Source organism: Staphylococcus pasteuri, from assembly GCF_030547725.1.
Lineage (GTDB): Bacteria > Bacillota > Bacilli > Staphylococcales > Staphylococcaceae > Staphylococcus > Staphylococcus pasteuri.
Map to the genome: position 1 here is coordinate 223,448 of NZ_JAUOQO010000004.1, position 24,427 is coordinate 247,874.

The window sequence follows — 24,427 nt, forward strand, 5'->3', positions numbered from 1 at the left end:
ATGCCTCCTTAAATTTTACCTACTAAGTCTAATCCTGGTTGTAAAGTTTCAGAACCTTCTTCCCATTTTGCAGGGCAAACTTCACCTGGATGTTGACGTACATATTGAGCAGCTTTGATTTTGTGAACTAATGTACTAGCGTCACGGCCGATTCCATCAGCATTGATTTCTGCAGCTTGTACAACACCATCAGGGTCGATAATGAATGTACCACGTTGTGCTAGACCAAGTTCTTCATCTAATACGTCGAAGTTACGAGTGATTGTTTGAGAAGGGTCACCAATCATATTGTATTGGATTTTGCTAATAGCATCTGAATGATCATGCCAAGCTTTGTGTACGAAATGAGTATCAGTAGAAACTGAGAATACATTTACGCCTAATTCTTGTAATTTGTCATATTGGTTTTGTAAGTCTTCTAATTCAGTTGGACAAACGAATGAGAAGTCTGCAGGATAGAAGCATACAACACTCCAAGAACCTTTTAAGTCTTCTTGAGATACTTCTTTGAATTCATCTTTCTTTGGATCGTAAGCTTGCGCTGTGAATGGTAAGATTTCTTTATTAATTAAAGACATAGTTAAATTCCTCCTGATTAATTGAGAATGTTTTATTAGAATTAGATAACAATCATTGTTTAATTATAATAATTCTAATCTCTTGTTTAATATTATTACATCTAGATATTAAATAGTCAACTTCATCAACTCGTACATATGAATATATACTTTTAAAATTGATGTTGTAAGTGTTTTAGCATATCTAATGAAATTATTATTTAGAATAGAGTAAGTAATTATTAATATTAATAATGATACTTTTTAATATTAAAATAATAACTTCATTCTCAACTAAATACTTATGATTGATAATATGGTGTAATTTTATTACATCATACTATACCTCGATACTAACATGTTAAATCATAACTTTCATAAAACACGATTTAATCATTGTAAGACTATCATTTTAGTGAGTGCAACTCATTTAAAATCTAATTGAAAAGGGTATACAATAATTAAAGATAAATTACGGGAATTTTATTTTTCGAATATATAGGAGTGGAACTATAATGTCAGATTATGTATATGAGTTAATGAAAAAGCATCATTCGGTGCGTCGTTTTAAAACAACACCATTAAGCCAAGAAATAGTAGAGAAATTGGTTGAAGCAGGTCAAAGCGCATCAACATCTAGTTTTTTACAAGCATATTCAATCATTGGTGTTGATGACCCTAAAATTAAAGAAGATTTGAAAGAAGTATCAGGACAACCGTATGTTGTTGAAAATGGATTCTTATTTGTATTTGTTTTAGATTATTATCGTCATAATTTAGTTAATGAAAAAGCAGAATCAAATATGGAAATTTCATTTGAATCAGCTGAAGGTTTATTAGTAGGTTCTATTGATGTTGCACTTGTTGCAGAAAACATTGCAGTCGCAGCTGAAGATATGGGATATGGTATGGTTTATTTAGGTTCATTACGTAACGATGTTGGACGAGTACGTGAGATTTTAGACTTACCTGAATATACCTTCCCTCTATTTGGAATGGCTGTTGGTGAACCAGCTGATAATGAAAATGGTTCAGCGAAACCTCGCTTACCTTTAGAGCATGTCTTCCATAGAAACAAATATAATTCAGATAAAGACAAACAAATTAGTGAATTACAAGATTACGATCAAACAATAAGTAATTATTATAAAGAACGTACCAATGGTGAAAGAAGCGAAACATGGTCAGAACAAATTGAATCATTTATGGGAAATAAAACAAGATTAGACATGTTGAATCAATTGAATAATGCAGGATTAATTAAAAAATAATAAACACATGAACATAAAAAAGGGAGAATGCCACTACAATAGGCATTCTCCCTTTTTTAATCTGAAATTTAATTCGTTGTTAATTCACCGTATTCATTAGATTCAAATGATTTTTTGTCCCAATTTTTAGTGAGTTTTGCGGTACCAGTACCGGCTAAAATAGAATCGTTGACGTTAAGTGCAGTACGACCCATGTCTATAAGTGGTTCTATAGAAATTAAAACCCCGGCTAAAGCTACAGGTAAGTTTAGAGTTGATAAAACTAAGATAGAAGCGAATGTCGCACCGCCACCTACACCTGCAACACCAAATGAACTTATGATAACAACTGCTACTAATGTCACGATGAACTGTAAGTCGATATCTACATGAGCTACTGGTGCAACCATAATTGCAAGCATAGCAGGGTAGATACCCGCACATCCATTTTGTCCAATTGATAAACCGAATGTTGCTGAGAAGTTTGCGATACCTTCAGGAACACCAAGACGTGTTGTTTGTGTTTGGATATTTAATGGTAACGCTCCAGCACTTGAACGTGATGTGAAGGCAAACACTAGCACTTCGAATGTTTTCTTCATATATTTTATTGGATTAATACCAAGGATAGATAAAATGATTAAGTGAATGATATACATCGTAATTAGTGCTGCATAAGATGCAATCATAAATTTACCTAAAGTCCATATAGCAGCAAAGTCACTTGTCGCAATTGTTGATGTCATAATGGCTAAGATACCATATGGTGTCAATCTTAATACGAAAGTAACAATAGCCATGACAACTGAATAAATGGCTTCTATACCACGTTTAAGTACATCGCCATGATTAGGTTCTTTACGAGCTACACGTAAATAGGCAAATCCTACAAATGAAGCGAATATTACTACGGCAATCGTAGACGTAGTTCTTTGACCAGTAAAGTCTAAGAAAGGATTGCTTGGTAATAGTTCTAATATTTGTTGAGGTAATGTGTGTGCAGTTAAGTTTTTAGCTTCTTTTGAAATTTCACTACCACGTGAATGTTCTGCACTACCTAAATCAATTGAAGATGCATCTAAACCGAATAATAAAGCATATCCAATACCTACTAATGCAGCTATTGCAACAGTTCCGATGAGGAACATAAAAATGTAGCTACCAATTTTAGCGAATTTATCCCCAATTTGAATTTTACTAAATGCTGAAACGATTGAAATAAAGATAAGCGGCATAACAATCATTTGTAGTAATGCGACATATCCGTCACCTACGATACTAAACCAATCGCTTGTAGTTTCGATTACTTTTGAGTCCACACCATAAATGAGGTGCATTGCGATGCCTAAAATGATGCCTATAGCTAATGCTGTAAACACACGTTTAGGAAATGATATATGCTTTCTAGCCATGACATTTAACATGACAATAAAGGCAATAAGCACAATAACATTAACCACTGTTAAAAATGGAACCAAAATCAACACTCCCTTAACAATTCATTTTTTATAAAAGTTATGTATTAAGAATATAACTGTTATTTTTATAAATCAAGGGTATGATTGTAAATATTATAGGAATACTCAGAATTAAAAATAAAACATAAATTTGTAGATTTAGTTTTATTTATCAACATATTTTTAGTCATTATAAAAAGACGTATTCATTATGAATCACTTCGCTAATATATAGATAGACAACTTAGTTTGTTATGTTATATATTAAATATGTTATATAATAATTTTAAAATGATATCCTTGTTACGATTAAAAGGAGAGTTGATAAATGAAATATGCTGGAATACTTGCTGGTGGAATAGGTTCAAGAATGGGGAATGTTCCTTTACCTAAGCAATTTTTAGATTTAGATAATAAACCGATTTTAATACATACAATTGAGAAATTCATTTTGTTAAATGAATTTGAAAAGATCATCATTGCTACACCGTCAAAATGGCTATCTCATACGATTGATACATTGAAAAAATATAATATTTCAGATTCAAGAATTGATGTCATTGCAGGCGGTAAAGATAGAAATGAAACAATTATGAATATTATTGAACATATTGAAAAATATAAACCTATAGAAGAAGACGATATTATAGTCACTCACGATGCTGTGAGGCCTTTTTTAACATATCGAATAATCAAAGAAAATATTGACGGTGCTATTAAATATGGTGCTGTAGACACTGTTATTGAAGCTATTGATACTATTGTCGTTGCTAAAAATCAAGACAGTGTCACTTCTATTCCAATAAGAAGTCATATGTACCAAGGACAGACCCCGCAGTCTTTTAAAATCAAATTATTGAAAGAAAGTTACAACCGATTAAATGAGAAGCAAAAAGAAGTATTGACGGATGCTTGCAAAATTATTGTTGAAAATAATCAGACAGTCAAACTAGTTAGAGGAGAAACATTCAATATTAAAGTAACGACGCCATATGACTTACAAGTAGCTAACGCTATTATCAAAGGTGACATCCATCATGATTAATCAAATTTATCGCCTTACTTCTCCAAGACAATTTGAAGTTTCATACGATAGTGTCGATATTTTTAGTGATTATGTTATAGTTCGTCCTCAATATTTATCCATTTGCGCTGCAGATCAACGATATTATACAGGTAATAGAGATAAACAAACGTTAAAAAAGAAGTTGCCTATGTCTTTAATTCATGAAGGGGTAGGTGAAGTTGTATTCGATAGTAAAGGTATCTTTAAAATAGGTACTAAAGTAGTCATGGTTCCCAATACGCCAATAGAAAATAGCGAATTCATTTCAGAAAACTATTTACCAACCAGTCAATTTAAATCGAGTGGCTATGATGGATTTATGCAAGATTTCAATTTATTAAAACATGATAGGGTTGTACCTCTGCCAGAAGGTAGCGACTTAAGTATATTGTCATACACGGAATTAGTTACTGTTAGTTTGCATGCGATTGATCGTTTTGAACAAAAGGCAACTGGTCATAAATCGTCGTTTGGCGTATGGGGAGATGGCAATTTAGGTTATATTACCGCACTTCTACTTAGAAAATTATATCCAAAAGCCCAAATATATGTTTTTGGAAAAACAGATTATAAATTAAGTCATTTTTCTTTCGTAAATGGCGTTTACCACATAGATAATATAACCGATGATTTAGACATAGATCATGGGTTTGAATGTGTTGGAGGTAAAGGTAGCCAAGATGCAATCAACCAAATCATTAATTTAATTAGACCAGAAGGAAGTATTTCTTTATTAGGTGTTAGTGAAATGCCAGTTGAAATCAATACTAGACTTATTTTAGAAAAAGGACTGACAGTGATAGGTAGTAGTCGAAGTGGTGCTGAAGACTTTAAAAATGTAGTTAATCTTTATGAAAAACACCCTGACATTATTGACAAGTTAGCATTATTAAAAGGCGAAGAGTTTGAAATTCGTACTATTAATGATGTTATCAACGCTTTTGAATCAGATTTATCTAATTCATGGGGAAAAACAGTTTTGAAATGGATTATGTAATACGAAAGGATGCTCATATTGATCAAGACAAAACTATATATAGATAATATTTACTGGGAAAGAGTGCAGTTATTTATAGAAGGACATGTAGATAATTTAAATATTGAAAAGAGTGAGTTTGTTTTAAGAAACTTAACAGAAACAAAAGAATTAAAAGCTAATCAAGTTGAAATTAATGAAAACAGATTTATTTGTCGATTTAATGTGGCTATTCTTGATAATGGCTATTATTTATCTTCAGGACAGTACCTACTAGTTAATAAACAACAAGAAGAACATATTGCTACTATGAATCAAGAAGTCATTAATCAATTTTATGAACAGCTTGATGAGACAGAGTTAGTCTCGTATGAAGCTCTGGAAACCTCAAACGCAAAAATGAACTTTTTACTTGAAAGATTAATGAAAGAATTCCATAAAGGTGGTAGCTCTAATACGACTGTTTATACAGTTAAACCCGAAATTTCAAGTGAAGTAAACGAACTTGTATTAAATGTAATGTATAAGGTGCCGAGAAAGAGAAATAGTATGTTAATAGAAATGTATAAAGAGATGAGACTTAAATATAGAAGTTATGCATATAACATTCGAGATAGTATCTTCAAATCAATATTTTATGTTACTAAGTTTTTCCATCTTCGAAAGGGTAAAACAGTATTATTTACTTCGGATTCAAGGTCAAATATGTCTGGTAACTTCAAATTTATATATGATGAAATGATTAAAGCTAATTTAGACCAAAAATACGATATTCATGCGTTATTCAAACCCCATATTACAGAAAGAAGAAAGTTTATAGATAAATTTAAATTCCCATATTTATTAGGAAAAGCGGATTATATTTTCGTTGATGATTATCACCCTATGCTTTATAAAGTTAAATTTCGTAAGTCACAAGAGATTATACAAGTTTGGCACGCAGTTGGGGCCTTTAAGACAGTAGGGTTTAGCAGAACAGGAAAAAAGGGTGGGCCATTCTTTAATTCTCTTAATCATAGAAATTATACTAAAGCATATGTTTCTTCGGAAAATGATATTCCGTATTATGCAGAAGCATTTGGGATAAAAGAACAAAATGTAATACCTACTGGAGTACCTAGAACAGATATATTTTTTGATGAAGAATATAAAACTAAAATTATCAATAAAATGGAAACAGTAATACCTAATATTAAAGGAAAAAAAGTGATATTATTTGCACCAACATTTCGAGGAAGCGGACATCATACTGCACACTATCCGTTCTTTAAAATTGATTTCCAAAGGTTGGCTAAATATTGCAAAGATAACAATGCCATAGTTTTATTTAAAATGCATCCATTTGTTAAAAATAAATTGAAAATTCCGAATAAATTTAAAAAGTATTTCTTGGATATATCTGAATTAAGAGAAGTAAATGACTTGTTATTTATTACGGATATTTTGATTAGTGATTATTCTTCATTAATATATGAATTTGCAGTATTTAAAAAACCGATGTTATTTTATGCATTTGATTTAGAAGATTATATTACGACACGAGATTTTTATGAAAGTTATGAAACGTTTGTACCTGGTAAAATAGTGCAAACATTTGAAGCGTTAATGGATTCGCTTAATAATGAAGACTTTGATCAATATAAAGTAGAACCTTTTTTAAATAAACATTTTAAATATCAAGATGGCAGGTCAAGTGAACGATTGGTTAGACATTTATTTGGTAGTTAGAAGTGAAGTGCATTAAGCAATGACAGCAAGGAGGTCATCAATGAAGCAAGCATATATGATAGTGCATGAGTTAGATGTTAATAAAGGCGGCATGACGACAGCTATGCTTACAAGAAGTAAGTACTTTTTTGATCATAAAATCAAAGGACATATAGTTACTTTTGATTATAAAGTACATTATGATAGCATTCTTAAAAGTTTAGTATCTTCAAATAAAATGGATAAAAGAACGGAAATGTTTAATCCATTTATCTATTTTAAAAAGAAATCTAACAAATTAATAAGAAAGAAAAATAGTCATCCATATAAAGAATTTGCAAAAATGTTAAAAGGTACTGTGGAGATAAAACAAAATAAAAATATATCAAGATATTTTAATAATAAAAGTGGTAAATATATAGCTTATAAACGAAAGATAAATCGCCAACAAAGCGTTATCGATGTATTTGAAAATAATACACGATTAAAACGAGTATATTTATTTAATAACAAAATACATAAAGTTGATGTATTTAATAAAGATAATAAACTGGTTGCTGAACAATTTTATGATAATCAAACTTACTTATATTTATATAGACAGATTAGCGCTAAAAATGGTGTGATTGGTAATACCTATTTAATTAATGAGAAAAAGCAATTTAGTAATAATGTTGAATTTTGTAGTTATTTTTTAGACAGGCTAGTCAAAGACGATAAGAATAGTATTATGATTTGTGATGGTCCAGGTAGCTTTCCTAAAATGTTAAATACTAAGCATAAAAAGGCCAAAAAATTCTCGGTTATTCACACTAACCATCATAAAAACTTTGATAATAGCGGTGCTAAAAAGAAACATGAAGATTATATATTGAAAAAAGCAGGTTTGATAGACGGTGTCATTGTGTTAACAGAAGGACAAAAGAAAGACATTATTAAAGAATATGACATCAAAAACTTATATGTGATTAGTAACTTTATAGATATTCAAAAGGATGATTTAAATAATAAACACCATAAGGTTGTAGGACAAGTCTCTAGGTTAGTAGCAACAAAGGGTCTAAATTATCTATTGGAAGTCGCTGAAAAAGTAATATCAAAAGATAATAGCATAGAATTTCATATATATGGGGATGGACCAGAAAAAGGTAATTTGGAACGAATGATCAAGGAAAAACAGTTACAGCATAATGTTAAGTTGCTTGGTTATACAAATGAACCTTTGAAGAAGATTAAAAAATTTGGTTGTGTTGTTTCAACTTCTCAAGTGGAATCTCAAGGTTTGAGTATTGCCGAGGCAATGTTACAAAGAAAACCGGTAGTAGCTTTTGATATTAAATATGGTCCATCTGATTTTATAAAAGACGGTGAGAATGGATATTTGATTGAAAATAAAGATATTGAAAGTATGGCTGAAAAAGTTTTAGAAATTATTAATAATAAAGATTTAGCGAATCGACTTGGTGAAAACGCAAGAAATAATGTTGTAGGATTATTTAGCCCTGAAAAGATAATGAATCAATGGCTTAATATTTTTAAATAAAATTAAAAAAGTGTTAGGACAATTACAACTTTGTCCTAACACTTTTCTTTTTTATTATAAGTTAAATAATCTAGCGAAAAATCCTTTTTTCTCTTCTTTAGGCTCTTGATGAGCTAGAGGAGAAGATTGTGATTCAACATGGTCTTTATTAGTATTAGATACTTCAGATGTAGATGTTGAATGAGATGTAGATTGTGCTTGAGTTGATTGTTCTGAAGTACTTAATGATGTACTTTCTTTTTTATTATCAACACTATTAGAAGTGCTCAAGCTGTCAGTAGTTGTTGACACTGATGTAGATGCAATTGTTTTATTTTGCTCTGAATTATTTTCACTTGATGAAAGTGACGTAGATTGTGATGATGAAGTACTTTGGCTTGAAGTACTATTCACAGCATCATTATTGCTTTGTTTTGATTCAGAAGCAATAGCTTGTTGCTCATCTAACTTTTTAGTATGAGATTGTTGAGTTGATTGTATTGCATCTTGTGTAGTTTGAATCGCTTTTAATGATTCAGTGTTAGCATCTATTTTAGAAGTAATTTGGCTTTGTAGTTCTTTTAATTCTTGTTGTTGATGATGAACTTGACTAATCATTTGGCCTAACATTTGACGTTCTTCACGCATTTTTTGAATTTCACTACGTAAGTCTTCTACCAATTGTGAAATATTTTGATCAGTTGGTAATTGACTATTATCTTCTTTTACTAAGACTTGAAGGAAATCTTTTTCCTTTTCTAATTCTTCAAATGCTAAATCATAGCTATTAGTTTGCTTTACTTTATCAGCAATATCTTTAAATAATTCGATATCTTCTTCTTTAAAATCAGTTGCTTCACGTCCACGATATTCAGTCTTACTAAGTTGATAGCCACGTTCTTCTAAATGTTGGACGATTTTACGGACTTGTTTTTCACTTAGCTCGACGCGTTGTGCGAATTCTTTAGTTAACATTAATAAAGTCCTTTCATATTATGGTTTATGTATACTGACGGTTGTCTACGGTTAGTGAAACCTCAGTCTTACCTCATATGATAGTTTACCGTTATTTATAGTTAATTTCAAGTTTTGTTACAGAGGGCTTCTTAATTTCATTTGCTCAAGTAATGGATATATTATATCTCTTGAAATACGGTTGGCGAAGACATATTTAAGAATGTAGTTAGACTTAACACTTGTGCCATAAATATCTTTTGATAAAAGAATGTTAGCTTTGATAAACAAGTCAATTTCTTTGGGATCTTCATCATTAGTATAATTTGGATGAATATAATCAATTTCGGTTTGTTTTTCGAATTGATGTTCATATAAAAATTGTCTGCGACGCTCAAGTACTTTATTTGTTTCTTCGTCAGTTGTTAGAGGTTCTCTTGGAACTTCCATCATTATAAAATTGATATCTCTATCATGAATGTCGTTAGATAGAACATTTAGTTGTTCTTCAATTTTTTCTAATGTTTTAGACATGACCTCATCATGGTTATCTTTGTTCTTAGTGATGAGATAAATGAGGAAAGCAGAATTTGTTGTTGCTTCGTAATGTGCACTAGCCATACTAACAACTTCATCATTTTCAACACCAACAATAAATGCATAATCTTTTTCAGTCTTATTATTTTCAAGTGATTGTTTGAAAATATGACTGTCTTCTGTGAGGCTGATGTCTAATTTTGAATCGTAAATTTGTAATGCTTCGTTGAAATATGGGTCGTTAGCAGACGTTATCGTTTTAAATTCCATTATGACACCCCCGAAAATATATTTTGTAAATTATATCATAACTTTGTACCTGGTACGGAAAGATGAATGTGTATGAAAATATTTATAAAAAAACACTATAACTGTAACGACATTGCGTATCAGTTATAGTGCCATGCTTAGCATTGTTTTAACATTAGCAAATTATGATTTTGGTCCTTTTGATTCAGAAGCATAATGTGTAATGTCAATTTCTTCATATGCTGCATTATGTTCTTCAACTTCATTATGAGAAGAACGGTCACGATTAGCAATAACTAAAAATTTACCGTCCAAAATGTCTTGTTTATGACTTTCGATTTCGTCATCACTTAGATTATATCTTGTAAGCACAGCTTGTTCGCCGTCTTCACCAATAAGTAATCTAGACATACGGTCACTAAATGAACCGCTTGTAGCAATTAAACTAATTTGAGAATCGTGTAAATCATCTAAATGTAATTTTGAACGACTAATAACTGCTAATTCACTTTCTAAATAGCCTTCAGATTTCTTTTGGTTAATCACGTTGTATAATTCTGATTGATTTTCTACTACTGTAATTTCTGCCATGATTATCGCCCCTTATTTTTTCTCTTAGTTCAAATTCTATACCCTTGCCCTATAATTATAAAACTTTTGTTTATATAATTATATAATTTTACTGATTTATTTACCAAATTTATTTTTGAATTAAAAATCAAAACGCTTTCAGTGAGAACTACTGTTAAGACAAGGATGATAGTGTATGATAGATATTGAAAAAGTAGCTGAAATTTGCTATCATCATTAAATAATTTATATGACTCATATAATCTAAAGAATATGGCTTTAGAAGTTTCTACCATGTCGCCTTGAACGACATGACTATGGGTAACAACTCAATACTTAGGAGCAGTTTAAATCGATCAAAATATGAAGGGCTAATGTTAAATGTGTTATTGATATAGGGATTTGTTATGCAATCTTACAAAGGTCCTTTATCTATTTGTATACATTTAATTATCGATTAATTTGACGTATCTACTTCTCTATTTGCTAATTAACGCAATGTATTGCACGTTCCCTCATAGATCCTGAAACTTAATCAAAGTTTGGGGATTTTTTTGTATCAACAAGTCTATGGATTACATAAATTTGAGGAGGTTTTCCGGGTGGAGTCGTTAGGACGTAAAGTAAAAGAAGATGGTGTAGTCATTGATGAAAAGATTTTGAAAGTAGACGGTTTTTTAAATCATCAAATTGACGCAAAGTTAATGCATGAAGTAGGGCAAACATTTTATAATCAGTTTAAAAATGAAGGTATTACTAAAATATTAACTATCGAAGCATCTGGTATTGCACCAGCCATTATGGCTGCTCTTCATTTTGATGTACCATGTTTATTTGCTAAAAAAGCAAAACCTAGTACTTTGAAAGATGGTTTTTATCAAACAGATATCCATTCATTTACTAAAAATAAGACAAGTACAGTTATCGTTTCTGAAGAGTTTCTTGGTGAAGATGACACGGTCTTAATTATTGATGATTTCTTAGCTAATGGCGATGCATCATTAGGTTTAAATGAGATTGTTAAACAAGCCAATGCTAAAACTGCAGGCGTTGGTATTGTCGTAGAAAAAAGCTTCCAAAATGGTCGTCAAAGACTTGAAGATGAAGGGTTGAATGTATCTTCATTATGTAAGGTGGCATCATTAAAAGGTAATAAAGTGACGCTATTAGGTGAAAATTAATGAAGAATTTTATTCTTAGTATTCAACATTTATTAGCCATGTATGCAGGAGCGATTTTAGTACCGATTATCGTTGGTACTAGTTTGAAATTCACACCAGAAGAGATTGCGTATTTAGTTACAGTTGATATTTTCATGTGTGGTATTGCTACATTCTTACAAGTTAATAAGGTGACAGGTACCGGATTGCCAATCGTCCTAGGGTGTACTTTTACGGCGGTTGCACCTATGATTTTAATCGGTCAGACAAAAGGATTAGGTGTATTATACGGTTCATTATTCCTATCAGGTATCTTAGTGATTATTATAGCGCCATTTTTCTCTCATTTAGTTAAATTCTTCCCACCAGTAGTAACAGGAAGTGTTGTAACAATTATTGGTATCAATCTTATGCCAGTTGCAATGAATTATTTAGCAGGTGGCGAGGGTGCTAAAGACTACGGTAATCCTAAAAATATCATTTTAGGCGGCGTTACACTGATTGTCATTTTAATTCTCCAACGATTTACTAAAGGATTCTTGAAATCTATCGCTATTTTAATAGGGTTAGTTATCGGAACAATTTTAGCAGGTATCTTTGGTATTGTGGATATCAAACAAGTTGGAGAAGCCAATTGGGTTGGTATACCAATGCCATTCCGATTTTCAGGATTTGGATTTGATTTAAGTGCAACGTTAGTATTCTTTATAGTAGCCATTGTAAGTTTAATTGAATCAACAGGTGTCTATCACGCATTAAGTGAGATTACTGGGAAAAAATTAGAAAGAAAAGATTTTCGTAAAGGTTACACTGCGGAAGGTCTAGCTATAGTAATAGGATCTATGTTTAATGCATTCCCATATACTGCTTATTCTCAAAATGTTGGGCTTGTATCTTTATCAGGCGCTAAGAAGAATAAAGTAATTTATGGAATGGTAATCTTATTACTTATTTGCGGATGTATTCCTAAATTAGGTGCTTTAGCTAACATTATTCCATTACCAGTATTAGGTGGTGCTATGATAGCAATGTTTGGTATGGTAATGGCATATGGTGTGAGTATTTTAGGTAAAATTAATTTTGCAAATCAAAATAACTTATTAATTATTGCTGTATCAGTTGGTTTAGGTACAGGAATTAGTGCCGTACCACAAGCATTTAAAGGTTTAGGAGAACAATTTGCATGGTTAACTCAAAATGGAATTGTTTTAGGCGCTATCTCTGCAATTATCCTAAATTTCTTTTTTAATGGTATAAACTATAAACAAAGTGAAGAAAATGTGAAATAATAGAACAAACTATATAATATTGGAGGCTGTTTTTAAATGTGGGAAAATAAGTTTGCTAAAGAGTCATTAACATTCGATGATGTATTATTAATTCCAGCTCAATCAGACGTGTTACCAAGCGATGTTGATTTAAGCGTTCGTTTATCAGATAAAATTCAATTGAACATTCCGATTATTTCTGCTGGTATGGATACAGTTACAGAATCTAAAATGGCAATTGCGATGGCAAGACAAGGTGGACTAGGCGTTATCCATAAAAATATGGGTATCGAAGAGCAAGCTGATGAAGTACAAAAAGTAAAACGTTCAGAAAATGGTGTTATTAGTAATCCGTTCTATTTAACTCCTGATGAAAGTGTTTTTGAAGCAGAAGCTTTAATGGGTAAATACCGTATTTCAGGTGTTCCAATTGTTAACAATAAAACAGATAGAGAATTAGTAGGTATTATTACTAATAGAGATTTACGTTTTATTGAAGACTTTTCTATTAAAATCTCAGATGTAATGACTAAAGAAGACTTAATTACAGCTCCAGTAGGTACAACGTTAGATGAAGCAGAATCAATTTTACAAGAACATAAAATTGAAAAGCTTCCTTTAGTAGAAAATGGCCGTTTAGAAGGACTAATCACAATTAAAGATATTGAAAAGGTATTAGAATTCCCATATGCAGCTAAAGATGCTAATGGTCGTTTATTAGCAGCGGCAGCAATCGGTATTTCTAAAGATACTGATATTAGAGCTGAAAAATTAGTAGAAGCAGGCGTTGATGCACTTGTTATTGATACTGCACATGGTCATTCAAAAGGTGTTATCGAACAAGTTAAACATATCAAAGAAAAATATCCTGACATCACATTAGTTGCTGGTAATGTGGCAACTGCTGAGGCGACTAAAGCACTATTTGAAGCGGGTGCAGATGTAGTTAAAGTTGGTATTGGACCAGGTTCAATCTGTACAACTCGTGTAGTTGCAGGTGTTGGTGTACCACAAATTACAGCTGTTTATGATTGTGCAACTGAAGCACGTAAACAAGGCAAAGCAATTATTGCAGATGGCGGTATTAAATTCTCTGGAGATATCATTAAAGCATTGGCAGCTGGTGGACACGCTGTAATGTTAGGTAGCTTATTAGCAGGAACTGAAGAAAGTCCTGGTGCTACTGAAGTATTCCAAGGTAGACAATACAAAGTATATCGCGGTATGGGATCTCTAGGTGCTATGGAAAAAGGTTCAAATGACCGTTACTTCCAAGAAGATAAAACGCCTAAGAAATTCGTACCAGAAGGTATTGAAGGCCGTACAGCTTATAAAGGACCTTTACAAGATACAGTTTATCAACTTATGGGCGGTGTAAGAGCTGGTATGGGTTATACTGGTTCTGAAAATCTTGAAAAATTACGTGAAGAAGCACAATTCACACGTATGGGACCAGCTGGTTTAGCAGAAAGCCACCCACATAATGTTCAAATCACTAAAGAATCACCAAACTATTCATTCTAATAAGATTTAAAGGAGAACGACAATTATGGAAATGGCGAAAGAGCAAGAGTTAATTCTTGTCTTAGACTTTGGTAGCCAATACAACCAATTAATCACAAGACGTATACGTGAAATGGGTGTATATAGTGAGTTACACGACCATGAAATTTCTATTGAAGAAATTAAACGTATGAATCCAAAAGGTATTATATTATCAGGTGGTCCTAATTCAGTTTATGAAGAAGGTTCATTTACTATCGACCCTGAAATTTATAACTTAGGTATTCCTGTATTAGGTATTTGTTATGGTATGCAATTAACTACTAAATTATTAGGTGGTAAAGTTGAGCGTGCCAATGAACGTGAATATGGTAAAGCAATCATTAATGCGAAATCTGATGAATTATTCTTTGGCTTACCATCAGAACAAACTGTATGGATGAGTCATTCAGATAAAGTGATCGAGATTCCAGAAGGATTTGAAGTTATTGCTGATAGCCCAAGCACAGATTATGCAGCTATCGAAGATAAATCTCGTCGTATTTATGGTGTTCAGTTCCATCCAGAGGTACGTCATACTGAATACGGTAATGATTTATTAAGAAACTTTGTGCGTCGTGTTTGTAATTGTACAGGCGAATGGACAATGGAGAACTTTATTGAAATCGAAATTGAAAAAATTCGTGAACGTGTAGGTGACAGAAAAGTACTATGTGCCATGAGTGGCGGAGTAGACTCATCTGTTGTTGCTGTATTATTACACAAAGCGATTGGTGATCAATTAACTTGTATCTTTGTCGACCATGGTTTACTTCGTAAAGGTGAAGGCGACATGGTTATGGAACAATTTGGTGAAGGTTTCAACATGAATATTATTCGTGTTAATGCACAAGATCGTTTCATGGATAAATTAGCTGGTGTATCAGACCCAGAACAAAAACGTAAAATCATTGGTAATGAATTTGTTTATGTATTTGATGATGAAGCATCTAAGTTAAAAGGCGTAGATTTCTTAGCGCAAGGTACACTTTATACAGATGTCATTGAATCAGGTACTAAAACAGCTCAAACAATTAAATCTCACCATAATGTAGGTGGATTACCTGAAGATATGGAATTTGAATTAATCGAACCAATTAACACGTTGTTTAAAGACGAAGTACGTGCTTTAGGTATCGAGTTAGGTATTCCAGAACATTTAGTATGGAGACAACCATTCCCAGGTCCTGGTTTAGGTATCCGTGTACTTGGTGAAATTACTGAAGATAAATTAGAAATCGTACGTGAATCAGACGCGATATTAAGAGAAGTAGTTAGAGAAGAAGGTCTTGAAAGAGACATTTGGCAATACTTCACTGTACTTCCAGGTATTCAATCTGTAGGTGTTATGGGTGACTACCGTACATACGATCATACAGTAGGAATTCGTGCTGTAACATCAATTGATGGTATGACTAGTGACTTTGCTCGTATCGATTGGGAAGTCTTACAAAAGATTTCAAGCCGTATCGTTAACGAAGTTGACCACGTTAACCGCGTTGTCTACGATATTACTTCTAAGCCACCTAGTACAATAGAGTGGGAATAATAAAATAATTTAAAATTAAGGCTAGAAACCCTATATTAGCGGTTTTTCTAGCCTTTTATTTTGCTTTGAATAAGCCATGTATAAATTGTTCAATATTTTTAAGGACTTTTTTTCGATAATCTTATTTTAAATCTTTATTGATTAATCGTAATTAATCCTATAGAATGTAAAACGTAATAATTACTATTTACATAACAGAAAAAGAAAGGGAGTTTATTATGGCTAAAATTCCAGTAACTGTGTTAAGTGGGTATCTAGGTTCTGGTAAAACAACATTATTGAATCATATTTTACAAAATCGTGAGGGACGACGAATTGCGGTTATTGTTAATGATATGAGTGAAGTGAATATCGACAAAGACTTAGTAGCAGAAGGTGGAGGTTTATCTCGAACTGATGAAAAATTAGTCGAGCTATCAAACGGCTGTATTTGTTGTACGTTGCGCGATGATTTGCTAAAAGAAGTTGAACGTATTGTTAAAAAGGGTGGTATTGATCAAATAGTGATTGAATCCACAGGTATTTCTGAACCAGTACCTGTTGCACAGACGTTTTCTTATATCGATGAAGAATTAGGGATTGATTTAACGGCCATTTGTCGATTGGATACAATGGTAACGGTTGTAGATGCTAATCGATTTATTAACGATATTAATTCCGAAGATTTATTAATAGATCGTGATCAAAGTGTAAGTGATGAAGATGAACGTACCATTGCGGATTTACTTATCGACCAAGTAGAGTTTTGCGATGTGATGATTATTAATAAAACAGATTTAGTATCAAAAGATGCATTAAATCGATTAGAACAAGTTTTAACGACACTTCAACCTGAAGCGAAAGTGATTAAAACTGTAAATGCTAAGGTTGATTTATCAGAAGTATTAAATACACAACGTTTTGATTTTGAAAAAGCAAGTGAATCTGCTGGCTGGATTAAAGAATTAACAGAAGGGGGCCATGCGGAACATACACCAGAAACTGAGGAATATGGAATTTCTTCATTTGTATATCGTCGACAATTACCTTTCCATGCTGAAAGATTTAATGAATGGTTAGAACACATGCCGGAAAATATTGTTAGAGCTAAAGGAATAGTCTGGTTAGCTCAATATAATCAAGTTGCATGTCTATTTTCTCAAGCTGGATCGTCTCAATCGATATATCCAGTAACATACTGGGTAGCGAGTATGCCACGTGCAAAGCAGGAAATGATTTTAGAAGAAAGACCTGATGTTGCAGAAGAATGGGATTTAGAATATGGAGATCGTCATACACAATTTGTTATTATCGGTACAAATTTGAATCAAGAGCAAATCATTAAAGATTTAGATCAATGTTTAATCAATAGTAATGAAATTGATGCAGATTGGTCACAATTGTCAGACCCGTATCATTGGACGATTACATCCCAATAATTTAGATTTTAAAAAATAAAGTTTCACGTGAAAACTACATATAAAAAAGATACGCCCTTGTACTACTTATAAAGTAACAGTAGTACAAGAGCGTACCTTTAAATTATTTAATATTATCTTTTACAAATTTACCGGCTTTTCCTTTAAATGATTCTCCGCCAGCGATTTCTTGTTTGGCATATTTATCTGTAGAATTATTCCATAAATTATAGCCATAAGTACGAAGACCATAAATTTTTGAATATTTCCCATCTAACATAGGAGAACCAGAAGCACCAGCTCTGAAAATATCTTTTGTCATAATTTCAGTACCATTTGCTGAAAATTGGACGAATCTTAATTTACTAAAATAAGCTTTAGTATTGTCGCCATTTTGCCATGGATATCCTAATGAATATAATGGTGTATTAAATTTTAATCTTTTGATTTCCTTGTCAGTTGCTAATCGTATTGGCTTAGCATATTTAGACATTTTCTCTTTGGTATGAACAACAGCAATATCATAACCTGATAATTTTTTTACATCAGAGGCATGGAATTTATAAGGAATATGCTTCCCATCTCGGTTCATTGCGAACGAGATATATTTCGCTGAAGCGGCTTTCCCATTTTTATCATCAATAACATGAGCATTTGTAACAAACGTATGATCTCCGATAACTGTACCTGTGCCCATTGAATCTTTGCCTTTACCTTTATGGCCATTCATATTAGAAACTCGACCAATCGCTTTTAAATTATTTTTATTAGCTTTTGTATAATGTTCAATACTGATTGAGTTTTTACTTATTTTCTTAGCTTTGGGATAAGCTTGTTGGTCAGATGGAGAATTTAATCCATCACGGTAGTAATGATCTGTTTCAGCATGCGCTTGTTGAGAAAATGTTGCAGTGGCTGTCAACGCAATTGTAGTGATCATGACACTGCTAATAATCGTTTTTATTGGTTTGAAATATGACAAAATAGAAGTCCCCTTTGTTTTTTAAAGTTGATACGAAATTTTAAAAAAAGTCAAAATAAAATAATGATTATTGTAAATTTATTATCATCAATCAGTTTCATTATATGTGAAATAAGTTGTATTACAATAGAAAATCTAAAATTTGTTGTAATTGATTAATTAATAATAATAAATATGTAAAATGTAACAATAATAGCAATAATATAAATTGATAATTACTGCATAAAATAAAACAACGACTTTTCGAATCATAAAAATGTTGCTTTAAAGAATAATTCACTAAATATCTATATCTTTTCTTATATAAATGTGATATTTTTTATTGTAACAAAGAAATCATTTTATCCGATTACATCTAGCTCTCATGTAGAGTTAGATGTTTTTTAATGACACAATCAATAGGAACGAATGAGATGGACATATTATATCTAATAAGGTGTAAACTGTTTGAACCGTTTATTTCCGTATTATTGTAATGCAAACTAAAAGAGGCGAGACCTAATGTCTCGCCTCTTTTATATATTTATTGTCTTTATTTGAAGAAGCCAATGATAGTTTTGATGATTGAAATGATGCTTGTAACGATTTCCATTGATAGTCCTCCTTTTCAATCAGAATGAGTTATTTATTGGGTTAGTGCAATTTTTGGATAATATTAGATTATTTATTGCCTTTTACAAGATCGATGATTGTTTTCACTAAAGAAACGATACCTGAAATAATACTCATGTATAGCCCTCCCTTTTAAATGGATTAGTGTTATTTAAATACATATAATCGTCATTAAAGACGAATTATTTATTACCTTTTACAAGGTCGATGATTGTTTTTACTAAAGAAACAATGCCTGAGATGATTTCCATTATAATTACCTCCCTTGTTTGACTTGTTAAATACATTGTAACGAGATAAAGGATGGTTTATGACGAAATTTCCTAACTTGTATTTTGAAGGTCATAACTGGGCGTTTTCATTGAATAACTCACAGAATTTCATGCCTAAGTGTATTAACTATTAAATGCCTTTACAAAAGCTTTACATGGCTGTTTTGAAGTTGTAAAGATATTGAATTTTCATATAAAATTAGCGTCCTTATTGGTATGAGATTTGACATAGTTAATATCATCGACTATATTAATATTAATATGCTCAAAAGTAGAATTAAGCTTTAGCTAGCGATGATTGCTATAAAATTATAGTGTTTATCGAGAGTGAAAGAATAGTTGGCTTTTGACCGGACACAGAAAATTAAAAAGGTAGCTTTTTAAAAGGAAATAACATCATTCTAAGATTAAAATACATACGTAGATTTAAAATGCGAGGAAAATGAGAAGTTAAGTCGACTTTTTCACAAGGAGTAAAGACCGCTAACTTATTTAAAATTCAAGTCGTAATGTTGATGATATTTCAAGTTGAAATGAAGCCTATAGTAGCATGTTTCTCATAATTCAGAGTGTGGGATATTGTCTATTGTAGGCTTTTTATAGTACGTAAATTTAAACAGAGGAGGTATCGATGTTAAGTATGAATGCACTCTTAATTGTGTTCCTTATCACTTTACTCATTGCTATGCTGAGTGGTTTAGTATTTTTATCTGCTAAAGTTCCCACTCAATATATTAAGATACATATGTATATGCTTGTCTTACCTATCATTGTAGGACTGATTGGATTATTTTCAACGACAAATCAACTTATCATTGGCCCTTTTAAATTAGATAAATTGGCTTGGTTAATGGGAAGTTTCATTTTAATATTAGGTTTTATTATCCAAAAGTTTTGTGTTCGTTATTTGCTTGGAGATAAAAATTATCGTCAATATTTCCCATTATTCACTTTGATTACCGTTTTTGCATCTGTTGCATGGTTAAGTGGTGATTTAAGATTTATGGTTGTAAGTTGGGGCGCAACATTATTATGCCTTACGTTATTAATTAGAGTTAATCGTTTCTGGAAAGTACCGCACGAGGCTGCTAAAATTTCTGCTAAATTATTTTTAATTGGATGGCTAGCATTAGTTGTAGCTGTTGGTTTGTTATATATTTTTACAGGTCATTGGTATATTGATGAAGTAGCAGTTGATTATAGTCATTTATCTTTTGGTATGAAATTAATTATAGATTTATGTATTGTACTAGCTGTGATTATTCCCGCAGCACAGTTTCCTTTCCAAAGTTGGTTAATTGAATCTGTTGCAGCACCGACACCTGTATCAGCTATTATGCATGCCGGAATAGTCAATGCTGGTGGGATTATATTAACAAGATTCGCACCTGTATTTGATAATGCAATAGCGATTACAGTTTTATTGTTGATTGCGAGTGTCTCAGTGTTACTTGGTTCAGGAATCAGTTTGGTTCATGTCGACTATAAAAGACAACTTGTAGGATCTACAATGAGTCAAATGGGCTTTATGCTTGTTCAATGTGCATTAGGTGCATATTCGGCAGCTATTATTCATCTTGTGTTACACGGCGTATTTAAAGCAACATTATTTTTACAATCTGGATCTGTAGTTGGCAGATTTAATATACCAACGCCACCTAGTGCTAAAAGATCATATGGATGGATCTTGTTAGGTCGACTATTGGCGTTAGTGATTGCAGTGCTATTTTGGATGAATAGTGATCATAGCGCTTATGAGCTAATTAGCTCGCTTATACTAGCATGGTCGTTAATGGTGTCATGGAATCAACTAGTTGCCTTTAGTAAGACGATTATGGGTAAAGTGGTTGGTGTTTGTATGATTATTATTGTTGCTGTAGTTTATATTGTGACGCATCATTTCTTTAAATATTTATTAAGCACAGTGGATATTAGTGTGACGCATCCACCGATTATAAGTAGCATTATAAGCATTGCTATCTTAGTATTTGGAAGTGTATTTAGTATTTGGGTATCACGACATCGTAACTCGCATGCATTTGCTGTATTGTATTTATGGTTAGTTAAATTGGGTGAGGCGAAATCAGCTTCAGTTGAAAGCCATCCAACATATTTGAAAAAGTATTTATAAAAGGGTGAAAAACTATGGTTAATTCACAACAAAATAGCAATATCGAAATGATTGTCTCTGAGGCTAAGCGTGTCATTACACCGTTATCACCAATTTCTATTTTTGCTGCGAGAAATCCTTGGGAAGGTTTGGAAGGACAAACATTTAACGAAATAGCTACATGGCTAAAAGATATAAGAGATGTCGATATTTATCCTAATTATAGAGCGGTTGAAAATGCTGTACAACATGGTGAGATAGATGAAGAAATCTTTGAAACATTATTAAATGAAGCAATTCAATCGTCTAATATCAAAGTAGAAACCGAATTTGAAAAACGTTATATAGATAACATTAAACATATTGAACCAATTTCAGATGATCTTTTAGATACTACTATGCGTCATCGTATCTTTGAAACTTTACCTAAGGTTTCAAACAGAGATGTAAATCAAGATTTATACCGACCTAAGAGTGCGGATAGTGTTAATGCAAAAGGTGAACGATTAATTGATGAGGTAGATATGCATATGATTAAGTGGTCTAAACTGTATTTAGACCAGTTTCAATCTAGTTGGACTATGCCTAAGAGAGAGCAAGGCTTTTATACTGCATGGTTACATTTAGCACAACATGATCCTAATCTGTCTAAACAAGCAAGACAACTTGTTCGTCAGTGTGCATCTACTTCACACGAAATGATTAGCCAAGTATTAACAGATTTGAATATTCAAAGTGCAGACTGGCAAGCTTATATAGAAGGACAGTTGTTAGCTTTACCAGGTTGGGCTGGGATGATGTATTATAGAGCAGAAGAAAATGAATCAGAGCGTCAACTCTTAACAGATTACATAGCAATAAGATTAGCCACTGAATATATTTTATTATCAACAACTAAAGAACAATACAACGTGTCTAATATTTATCACTATAAAGACGTAGATTTAGTTATAGCATTAATGTTTTATGGTCATTTATCACTTGAAGAGTGGGATCAATTATCTAAAGAAGATAAAATAAGATACTTAGATTTTGCGAGAACATATCATAGACAGTATTTCCAAAAATTATGGCTTGATGCATGGGAAGAAACACATGAACGTGATTTAGTAGATACAATTTATGAGTCGTCAAATTCAGATAGTGAACCACAAAAGACACAAGCCCAGTTAGCGTTTTGTATCGATGTTCGTTCTGAACCGTTTCGTCGTCATCTCGAAGGAGAAGGCCCATTTGAAACAATAGGTATTGCCGGTTTCTTTGGTTTACCTATTAAAAAAGAAGTTATTGACGCACAATTCGATCATGAATCTTTACCTGTCATGGTACCACCAGCGTACAAAATTCAAGAATACGCAGATCGCCATAAATTAGAATATTATCAGCAACAACAACATACAATTACATCAATGCTTTATACGTTTAAATTAATGAAACATAATGTTCTACCTAGTCTATTATTACCAGAATTAAGTGGGCCATTTTTAAGTCTAAATACCATTGCCAATACGTTAATACCAACAAAAGCAAGACAATTTGCGCATCGGTTCACTAAAAAATGGCTTAACAAACCTGAAACAAAGTTAACCATCGAAAGAGAGCATCATGTGTATTCAGAACTTCCTATTGGTTTAACGGAAGAAGAGCAAGTTCAATTTAGTAAACAAGCACTACAATTAATGGATTTAACGAAAGATTTTGCACCACTTGTCGTATTAGGTGGACACGGTAGTGAATCTCATAATAATCCTTATCATTCTTCACTAGAGTGTGGTGCTTGTGGAGGGGCTTCAAGTGGATTTAATGCTAAATTGTTAGCGATGTTATGCAATATGTCTTCTGTAAGAGAAGCACTGAAACAAGATAACATTAATATTCCTGATGAAACTGTATTTGTTGCGGCAGAACATAAAACTTCTGTAGATAAGTTGGAATGGATATATGTCCCAGAATTAACAGAAAGTGCACAACAAGCGTTTGATTTAATAGAATCTGTTATGCCACAAGTAAGTTATAAAGCTAATTTAGAACGTTTGGCAAACTTGCCTAACTTAAATAAAGAGCATAAAGACCCAGTTGCAGCAGCATATCAATATGCCAGTGATTGGAGTGAGATAAGACCTGAATGGGGATTAGCTAAAAATGCCGAATTTGTTATTGGTAAACGTTCAATTACTGAAAACAGTAATTTAGAAGCTCGAGCATTCTTGCATAATTACGATTGGACAGAAGATCAAGATGGTCATTTACTCAATACAATTATTTCTGGACCAGCACTAGTTGCACAATGGATTAACCTACAATATTATGCTTCAACTGTAGCACCACATTACTATGGTAGTGGTAATAAGAGAACACAATCAGTCACATCTGGACTTGGTGTCATGCAAGGTAACTCTAGTGACTTAATGTACGGTTTGCCTTGGCAATCAGTAATGGCTCAAGATAACGAAATTTACCATTCGCCAATACGTTTATTAGTCGTTATTCAAGCACCTGATACGCATATTCAACGCTTATTAGCAGATAATCAAAAATTTGCTCAAAAAGTCGATAATGGATGGGTACGTCTAGCTAGTATTGATGAAAATCATAGTTGGAAAGATTGGTAAATGTATATATAGATAGCTTACTTAAGAGATAACAATTGGTTATGGCGTTTTTGATGTTATTTTCGAATAATATGGAAA

At 32.2% G+C, this 24,427-nt stretch carries 19 protein-coding genes and 1 riboswitch; of the genes, 12 read left to right on the forward strand and 7 right to left on the reverse strand.

Features of this window, described 5'->3' with window-relative positions; all coding sequences use genetic code 11:
• Positions 1 to 8 precede the first annotated feature (8 nt).
• The gene (gene ahpC / locus Q4528_RS06130; protein ID WP_002451489.1) at positions 9 to 578 is read right to left on the reverse strand and encodes an alkyl hydroperoxide reductase subunit C; all 570 of its coding nucleotides are present in this window, start codon (positions 576 to 578) and stop codon (positions 9 to 11) included.
• A gap of 494 nt (positions 579 to 1,072) precedes the next feature.
• Here ahpC and nfsA point away from each other — a divergent pair, with 494 nt between their 5' ends.
• The gene (gene nfsA / locus Q4528_RS06135; protein ID WP_046467364.1) at positions 1,073 to 1,828 is read left to right on the forward strand and encodes an oxygen-insensitive NADPH nitroreductase; all 756 of its coding nucleotides are present in this window, start codon (positions 1,073 to 1,075) and stop codon (positions 1,826 to 1,828) included.
• Between the two features lie 68 nt (positions 1,829 to 1,896).
• Here the strand turns inward: nfsA and Q4528_RS06140 are convergent, their stop codons facing one another.
• The gene (locus Q4528_RS06140; RefSeq protein WP_017638448.1) at positions 1,897 to 3,285 is read right to left on the reverse strand and encodes an L-cystine transporter; all 1,389 of its coding nucleotides are present in this window, start codon (positions 3,283 to 3,285) and stop codon (positions 1,897 to 1,899) included.
• A 307-nt stretch (positions 3,286 to 3,592) separates the two neighbouring features.
• Here Q4528_RS06140 and Q4528_RS06145 point away from each other — a divergent pair, with 307 nt between their 5' ends.
• From Q4528_RS06145 to Q4528_RS06160, 4 genes are read left to right on the forward strand one after another with little or no spacing between them, the layout of a single operon-like run.
• Positions 3,593 to 4,309 carry a D-ribitol-5-phosphate cytidylyltransferase gene (locus Q4528_RS06145; protein WP_096807861.1) on the forward strand — a complete coding sequence of 239 codons (717 nt, stop codon included), beginning with the start codon at positions 3,593 to 3,595 and terminating at the stop codon, positions 4,307 to 4,309.
• Entirely contained in the window at positions 4,302 to 5,327 is a 1,026-nt protein-coding gene (locus Q4528_RS06150) for a ribitol-5-phosphate dehydrogenase (protein ID WP_046467366.1), read from the forward strand. The genes Q4528_RS06145 and Q4528_RS06150 overlap by 8 nt, the downstream gene beginning before the upstream one ends.
• A gap of 18 nt (positions 5,328 to 5,345) precedes the next feature.
• Positions 5,346 to 7,034, forward strand: a complete 1,689-nt coding sequence (gene tarL / locus Q4528_RS06155) for a teichoic acid ribitol-phosphate polymerase TarL (RefSeq protein WP_096807860.1) — start codon at positions 5,346 to 5,348, stop codon at positions 7,032 to 7,034.
• Positions 7,035 to 7,074: 40 nt separating this feature from the next.
• Positions 7,075 to 8,556 (forward strand): glycosyltransferase, encoded by a 1,482-nt coding sequence (locus tag Q4528_RS06160; RefSeq protein WP_046467367.1) that lies wholly within the window; start codon positions 7,075 to 7,077, stop codon positions 8,554 to 8,556.
• A gap of 54 nt (positions 8,557 to 8,610) precedes the next feature.
• On the opposite strand, the gene Q4528_RS06165 is transcribed toward Q4528_RS06160, so the two are convergent.
• The 3 genes from Q4528_RS06165 to Q4528_RS06175 all read right to left on the reverse strand — a co-directional run bounded on the left by Q4528_RS06165 (position 8,611) and on the right by Q4528_RS06175 (position 10,866).
• Entirely contained in the window at positions 8,611 to 9,510 is a 900-nt protein-coding gene (locus Q4528_RS06165; RefSeq protein ID WP_046467368.1) for a coiled-coil domain-containing protein, read from the reverse strand.
• A 117-nt stretch (positions 9,511 to 9,627) separates the two neighbouring features.
• Positions 9,628 to 10,296, reverse strand: a complete 669-nt coding sequence (locus tag Q4528_RS06170) for a hypothetical protein (protein ID WP_046467369.1) — start codon at positions 10,294 to 10,296, stop codon at positions 9,628 to 9,630.
• A 162-nt stretch (positions 10,297 to 10,458) separates the two neighbouring features.
• Positions 10,459 to 10,866: a general stress protein gene (locus Q4528_RS06175; RefSeq protein WP_029056579.1), complete on the reverse strand. Its 408-nt coding sequence runs from the start codon at positions 10,864 to 10,866 to the stop codon at positions 10,459 to 10,461.
• Between the two features lie 214 nt (positions 10,867 to 11,080).
• Positions 11,081 to 11,183, forward strand: a riboswitch (purine riboswitch).
• Between the two features lie 264 nt (positions 11,184 to 11,447).
• On the opposite strand from Q4528_RS06175, the gene xpt reads away from it, so the two are divergent.
• The 5 genes from xpt (at position 11,448) to Q4528_RS06200 (ending at position 17,782) form a co-directional block, all read left to right on the forward strand.
• Positions 11,448 to 12,026 carry a xanthine phosphoribosyltransferase gene (gene xpt / locus Q4528_RS06180; protein ID WP_017638440.1) on the forward strand — a complete coding sequence of 193 codons (579 nt, stop codon included), beginning with the start codon at positions 11,448 to 11,450 and terminating at the stop codon, positions 12,024 to 12,026.
• On the forward strand, positions 12,026 to 13,294 hold the full coding sequence (gene pbuX, locus Q4528_RS06185) for a xanthine permease PbuX (protein ID WP_046467370.1): 1,269 nt from the start codon (positions 12,026 to 12,028) through the stop codon (positions 13,292 to 13,294). The genes xpt and pbuX overlap by 1 nt, the downstream gene beginning before the upstream one ends.
• A gap of 36 nt (positions 13,295 to 13,330) precedes the next feature.
• Positions 13,331 to 14,797, forward strand: a complete 1,467-nt coding sequence (guaB, locus tag Q4528_RS06190) for an IMP dehydrogenase (RefSeq protein ID WP_017638438.1) — start codon at positions 13,331 to 13,333, stop codon at positions 14,795 to 14,797.
• 25 nt (positions 14,798 to 14,822) lie between these two features.
• The gene (gene guaA, locus Q4528_RS06195) at positions 14,823 to 16,364 is read left to right on the forward strand and encodes a glutamine-hydrolyzing GMP synthase (RefSeq protein WP_017638437.1); all 1,542 of its coding nucleotides are present in this window, start codon (positions 14,823 to 14,825) and stop codon (positions 16,362 to 16,364) included.
• A gap of 218 nt (positions 16,365 to 16,582) precedes the next feature.
• Positions 16,583 to 17,782: a GTP-binding protein gene (locus Q4528_RS06200; protein WP_017637009.1), complete on the forward strand. Its 1,200-nt coding sequence runs from the start codon at positions 16,583 to 16,585 to the stop codon at positions 17,780 to 17,782.
• Positions 17,783 to 17,885: 103 nt separating this feature from the next.
• Here the strand turns inward: Q4528_RS06200 and Q4528_RS06205 are convergent, their stop codons facing one another.
• Positions 17,886 to 18,743, reverse strand: a complete 858-nt coding sequence (locus Q4528_RS06205) for a trypsin-like serine peptidase (RefSeq protein WP_083426153.1) — start codon at positions 18,741 to 18,743, stop codon at positions 17,886 to 17,888.
• 660 nt (positions 18,744 to 19,403) lie between these two features.
• On the reverse strand, positions 19,404 to 19,472 hold the full coding sequence (locus tag Q4528_RS16825; RefSeq protein ID WP_219906379.1) for a hypothetical protein: 69 nt from the start codon (positions 19,470 to 19,472) through the stop codon (positions 19,404 to 19,406).
• 786 nt (positions 19,473 to 20,258) lie between these two features.
• On the opposite strand from Q4528_RS16825, the gene Q4528_RS06210 reads away from it, so the two are divergent.
• Both Q4528_RS06210 and Q4528_RS06215 read left to right on the forward strand, forming a co-directional pair.
• Positions 20,259 to 21,758 (forward strand): NADH dehydrogenase subunit 5, encoded by a 1,500-nt coding sequence (locus Q4528_RS06210; RefSeq protein WP_046467372.1) that lies wholly within the window; start codon positions 20,259 to 20,261, stop codon positions 21,756 to 21,758.
• 14 nt (positions 21,759 to 21,772) lie between these two features.
• Positions 21,773 to 24,349: a DUF2309 domain-containing protein gene (locus tag Q4528_RS06215; protein WP_046467373.1), complete on the forward strand. Its 2,577-nt coding sequence runs from the start codon at positions 21,773 to 21,775 to the stop codon at positions 24,347 to 24,349.
• Positions 24,350 to 24,427: the final 78 nt, after the last annotated feature.

Coding starts and splice junctions, on each gene's coding strand:
- Q4528_RS06210 (WP_046467372.1), top strand. CDS start 20,259: ATGTTAAGTATGAATGCACTCTTAATTGTGTTCCTTATCACTTTACTC.
- Q4528_RS06165 (WP_046467368.1), bottom strand. CDS start 9,510: ATGTTAACTAAAGAATTCGCACAACGCGTCGAGCTAAGTGAAAAACAA.
- Q4528_RS06170 (WP_046467369.1), bottom strand. CDS start 10,296: ATGGAATTTAAAACGATAACGTCTGCTAACGACCCATATTTCAACGAA.
- nfsA (WP_046467364.1), top strand. CDS start 1,073: ATGTCAGATTATGTATATGAGTTAATGAAAAAGCATCATTCGGTGCGT.
- Q4528_RS06175 (WP_029056579.1), bottom strand. CDS start 10,866: ATGGCAGAAATTACAGTAGTAGAAAATCAATCAGAATTATACAACGTG.
- guaA (WP_017638437.1), top strand. CDS start 14,823: ATGGAAATGGCGAAAGAGCAAGAGTTAATTCTTGTCTTAGACTTTGGT.
- ahpC (WP_002451489.1), bottom strand. CDS start 578: ATGTCTTTAATTAATAAAGAAATCTTACCATTCACAGCGCAAGCTTAC.
- Q4528_RS06215 (WP_046467373.1), top strand. CDS start 21,773: ATGGTTAATTCACAACAAAATAGCAATATCGAAATGATTGTCTCTGAG.
- Q4528_RS06160 (WP_046467367.1), top strand. CDS start 7,075: ATGAAGCAAGCATATATGATAGTGCATGAGTTAGATGTTAATAAAGGC.
- guaB (WP_017638438.1), top strand. CDS start 13,331: ATGTGGGAAAATAAGTTTGCTAAAGAGTCATTAACATTCGATGATGTA.
- Q4528_RS06150 (WP_046467366.1), top strand. CDS start 4,302: ATGATTAATCAAATTTATCGCCTTACTTCTCCAAGACAATTTGAAGTT.
- pbuX (WP_046467370.1), top strand. CDS start 12,026: ATGAAGAATTTTATTCTTAGTATTCAACATTTATTAGCCATGTATGCA.
- Q4528_RS06200 (WP_017637009.1), top strand. CDS start 16,583: ATGGCTAAAATTCCAGTAACTGTGTTAAGTGGGTATCTAGGTTCTGGT.
- Q4528_RS06145 (WP_096807861.1), top strand. CDS start 3,593: ATGAAATATGCTGGAATACTTGCTGGTGGAATAGGTTCAAGAATGGGG.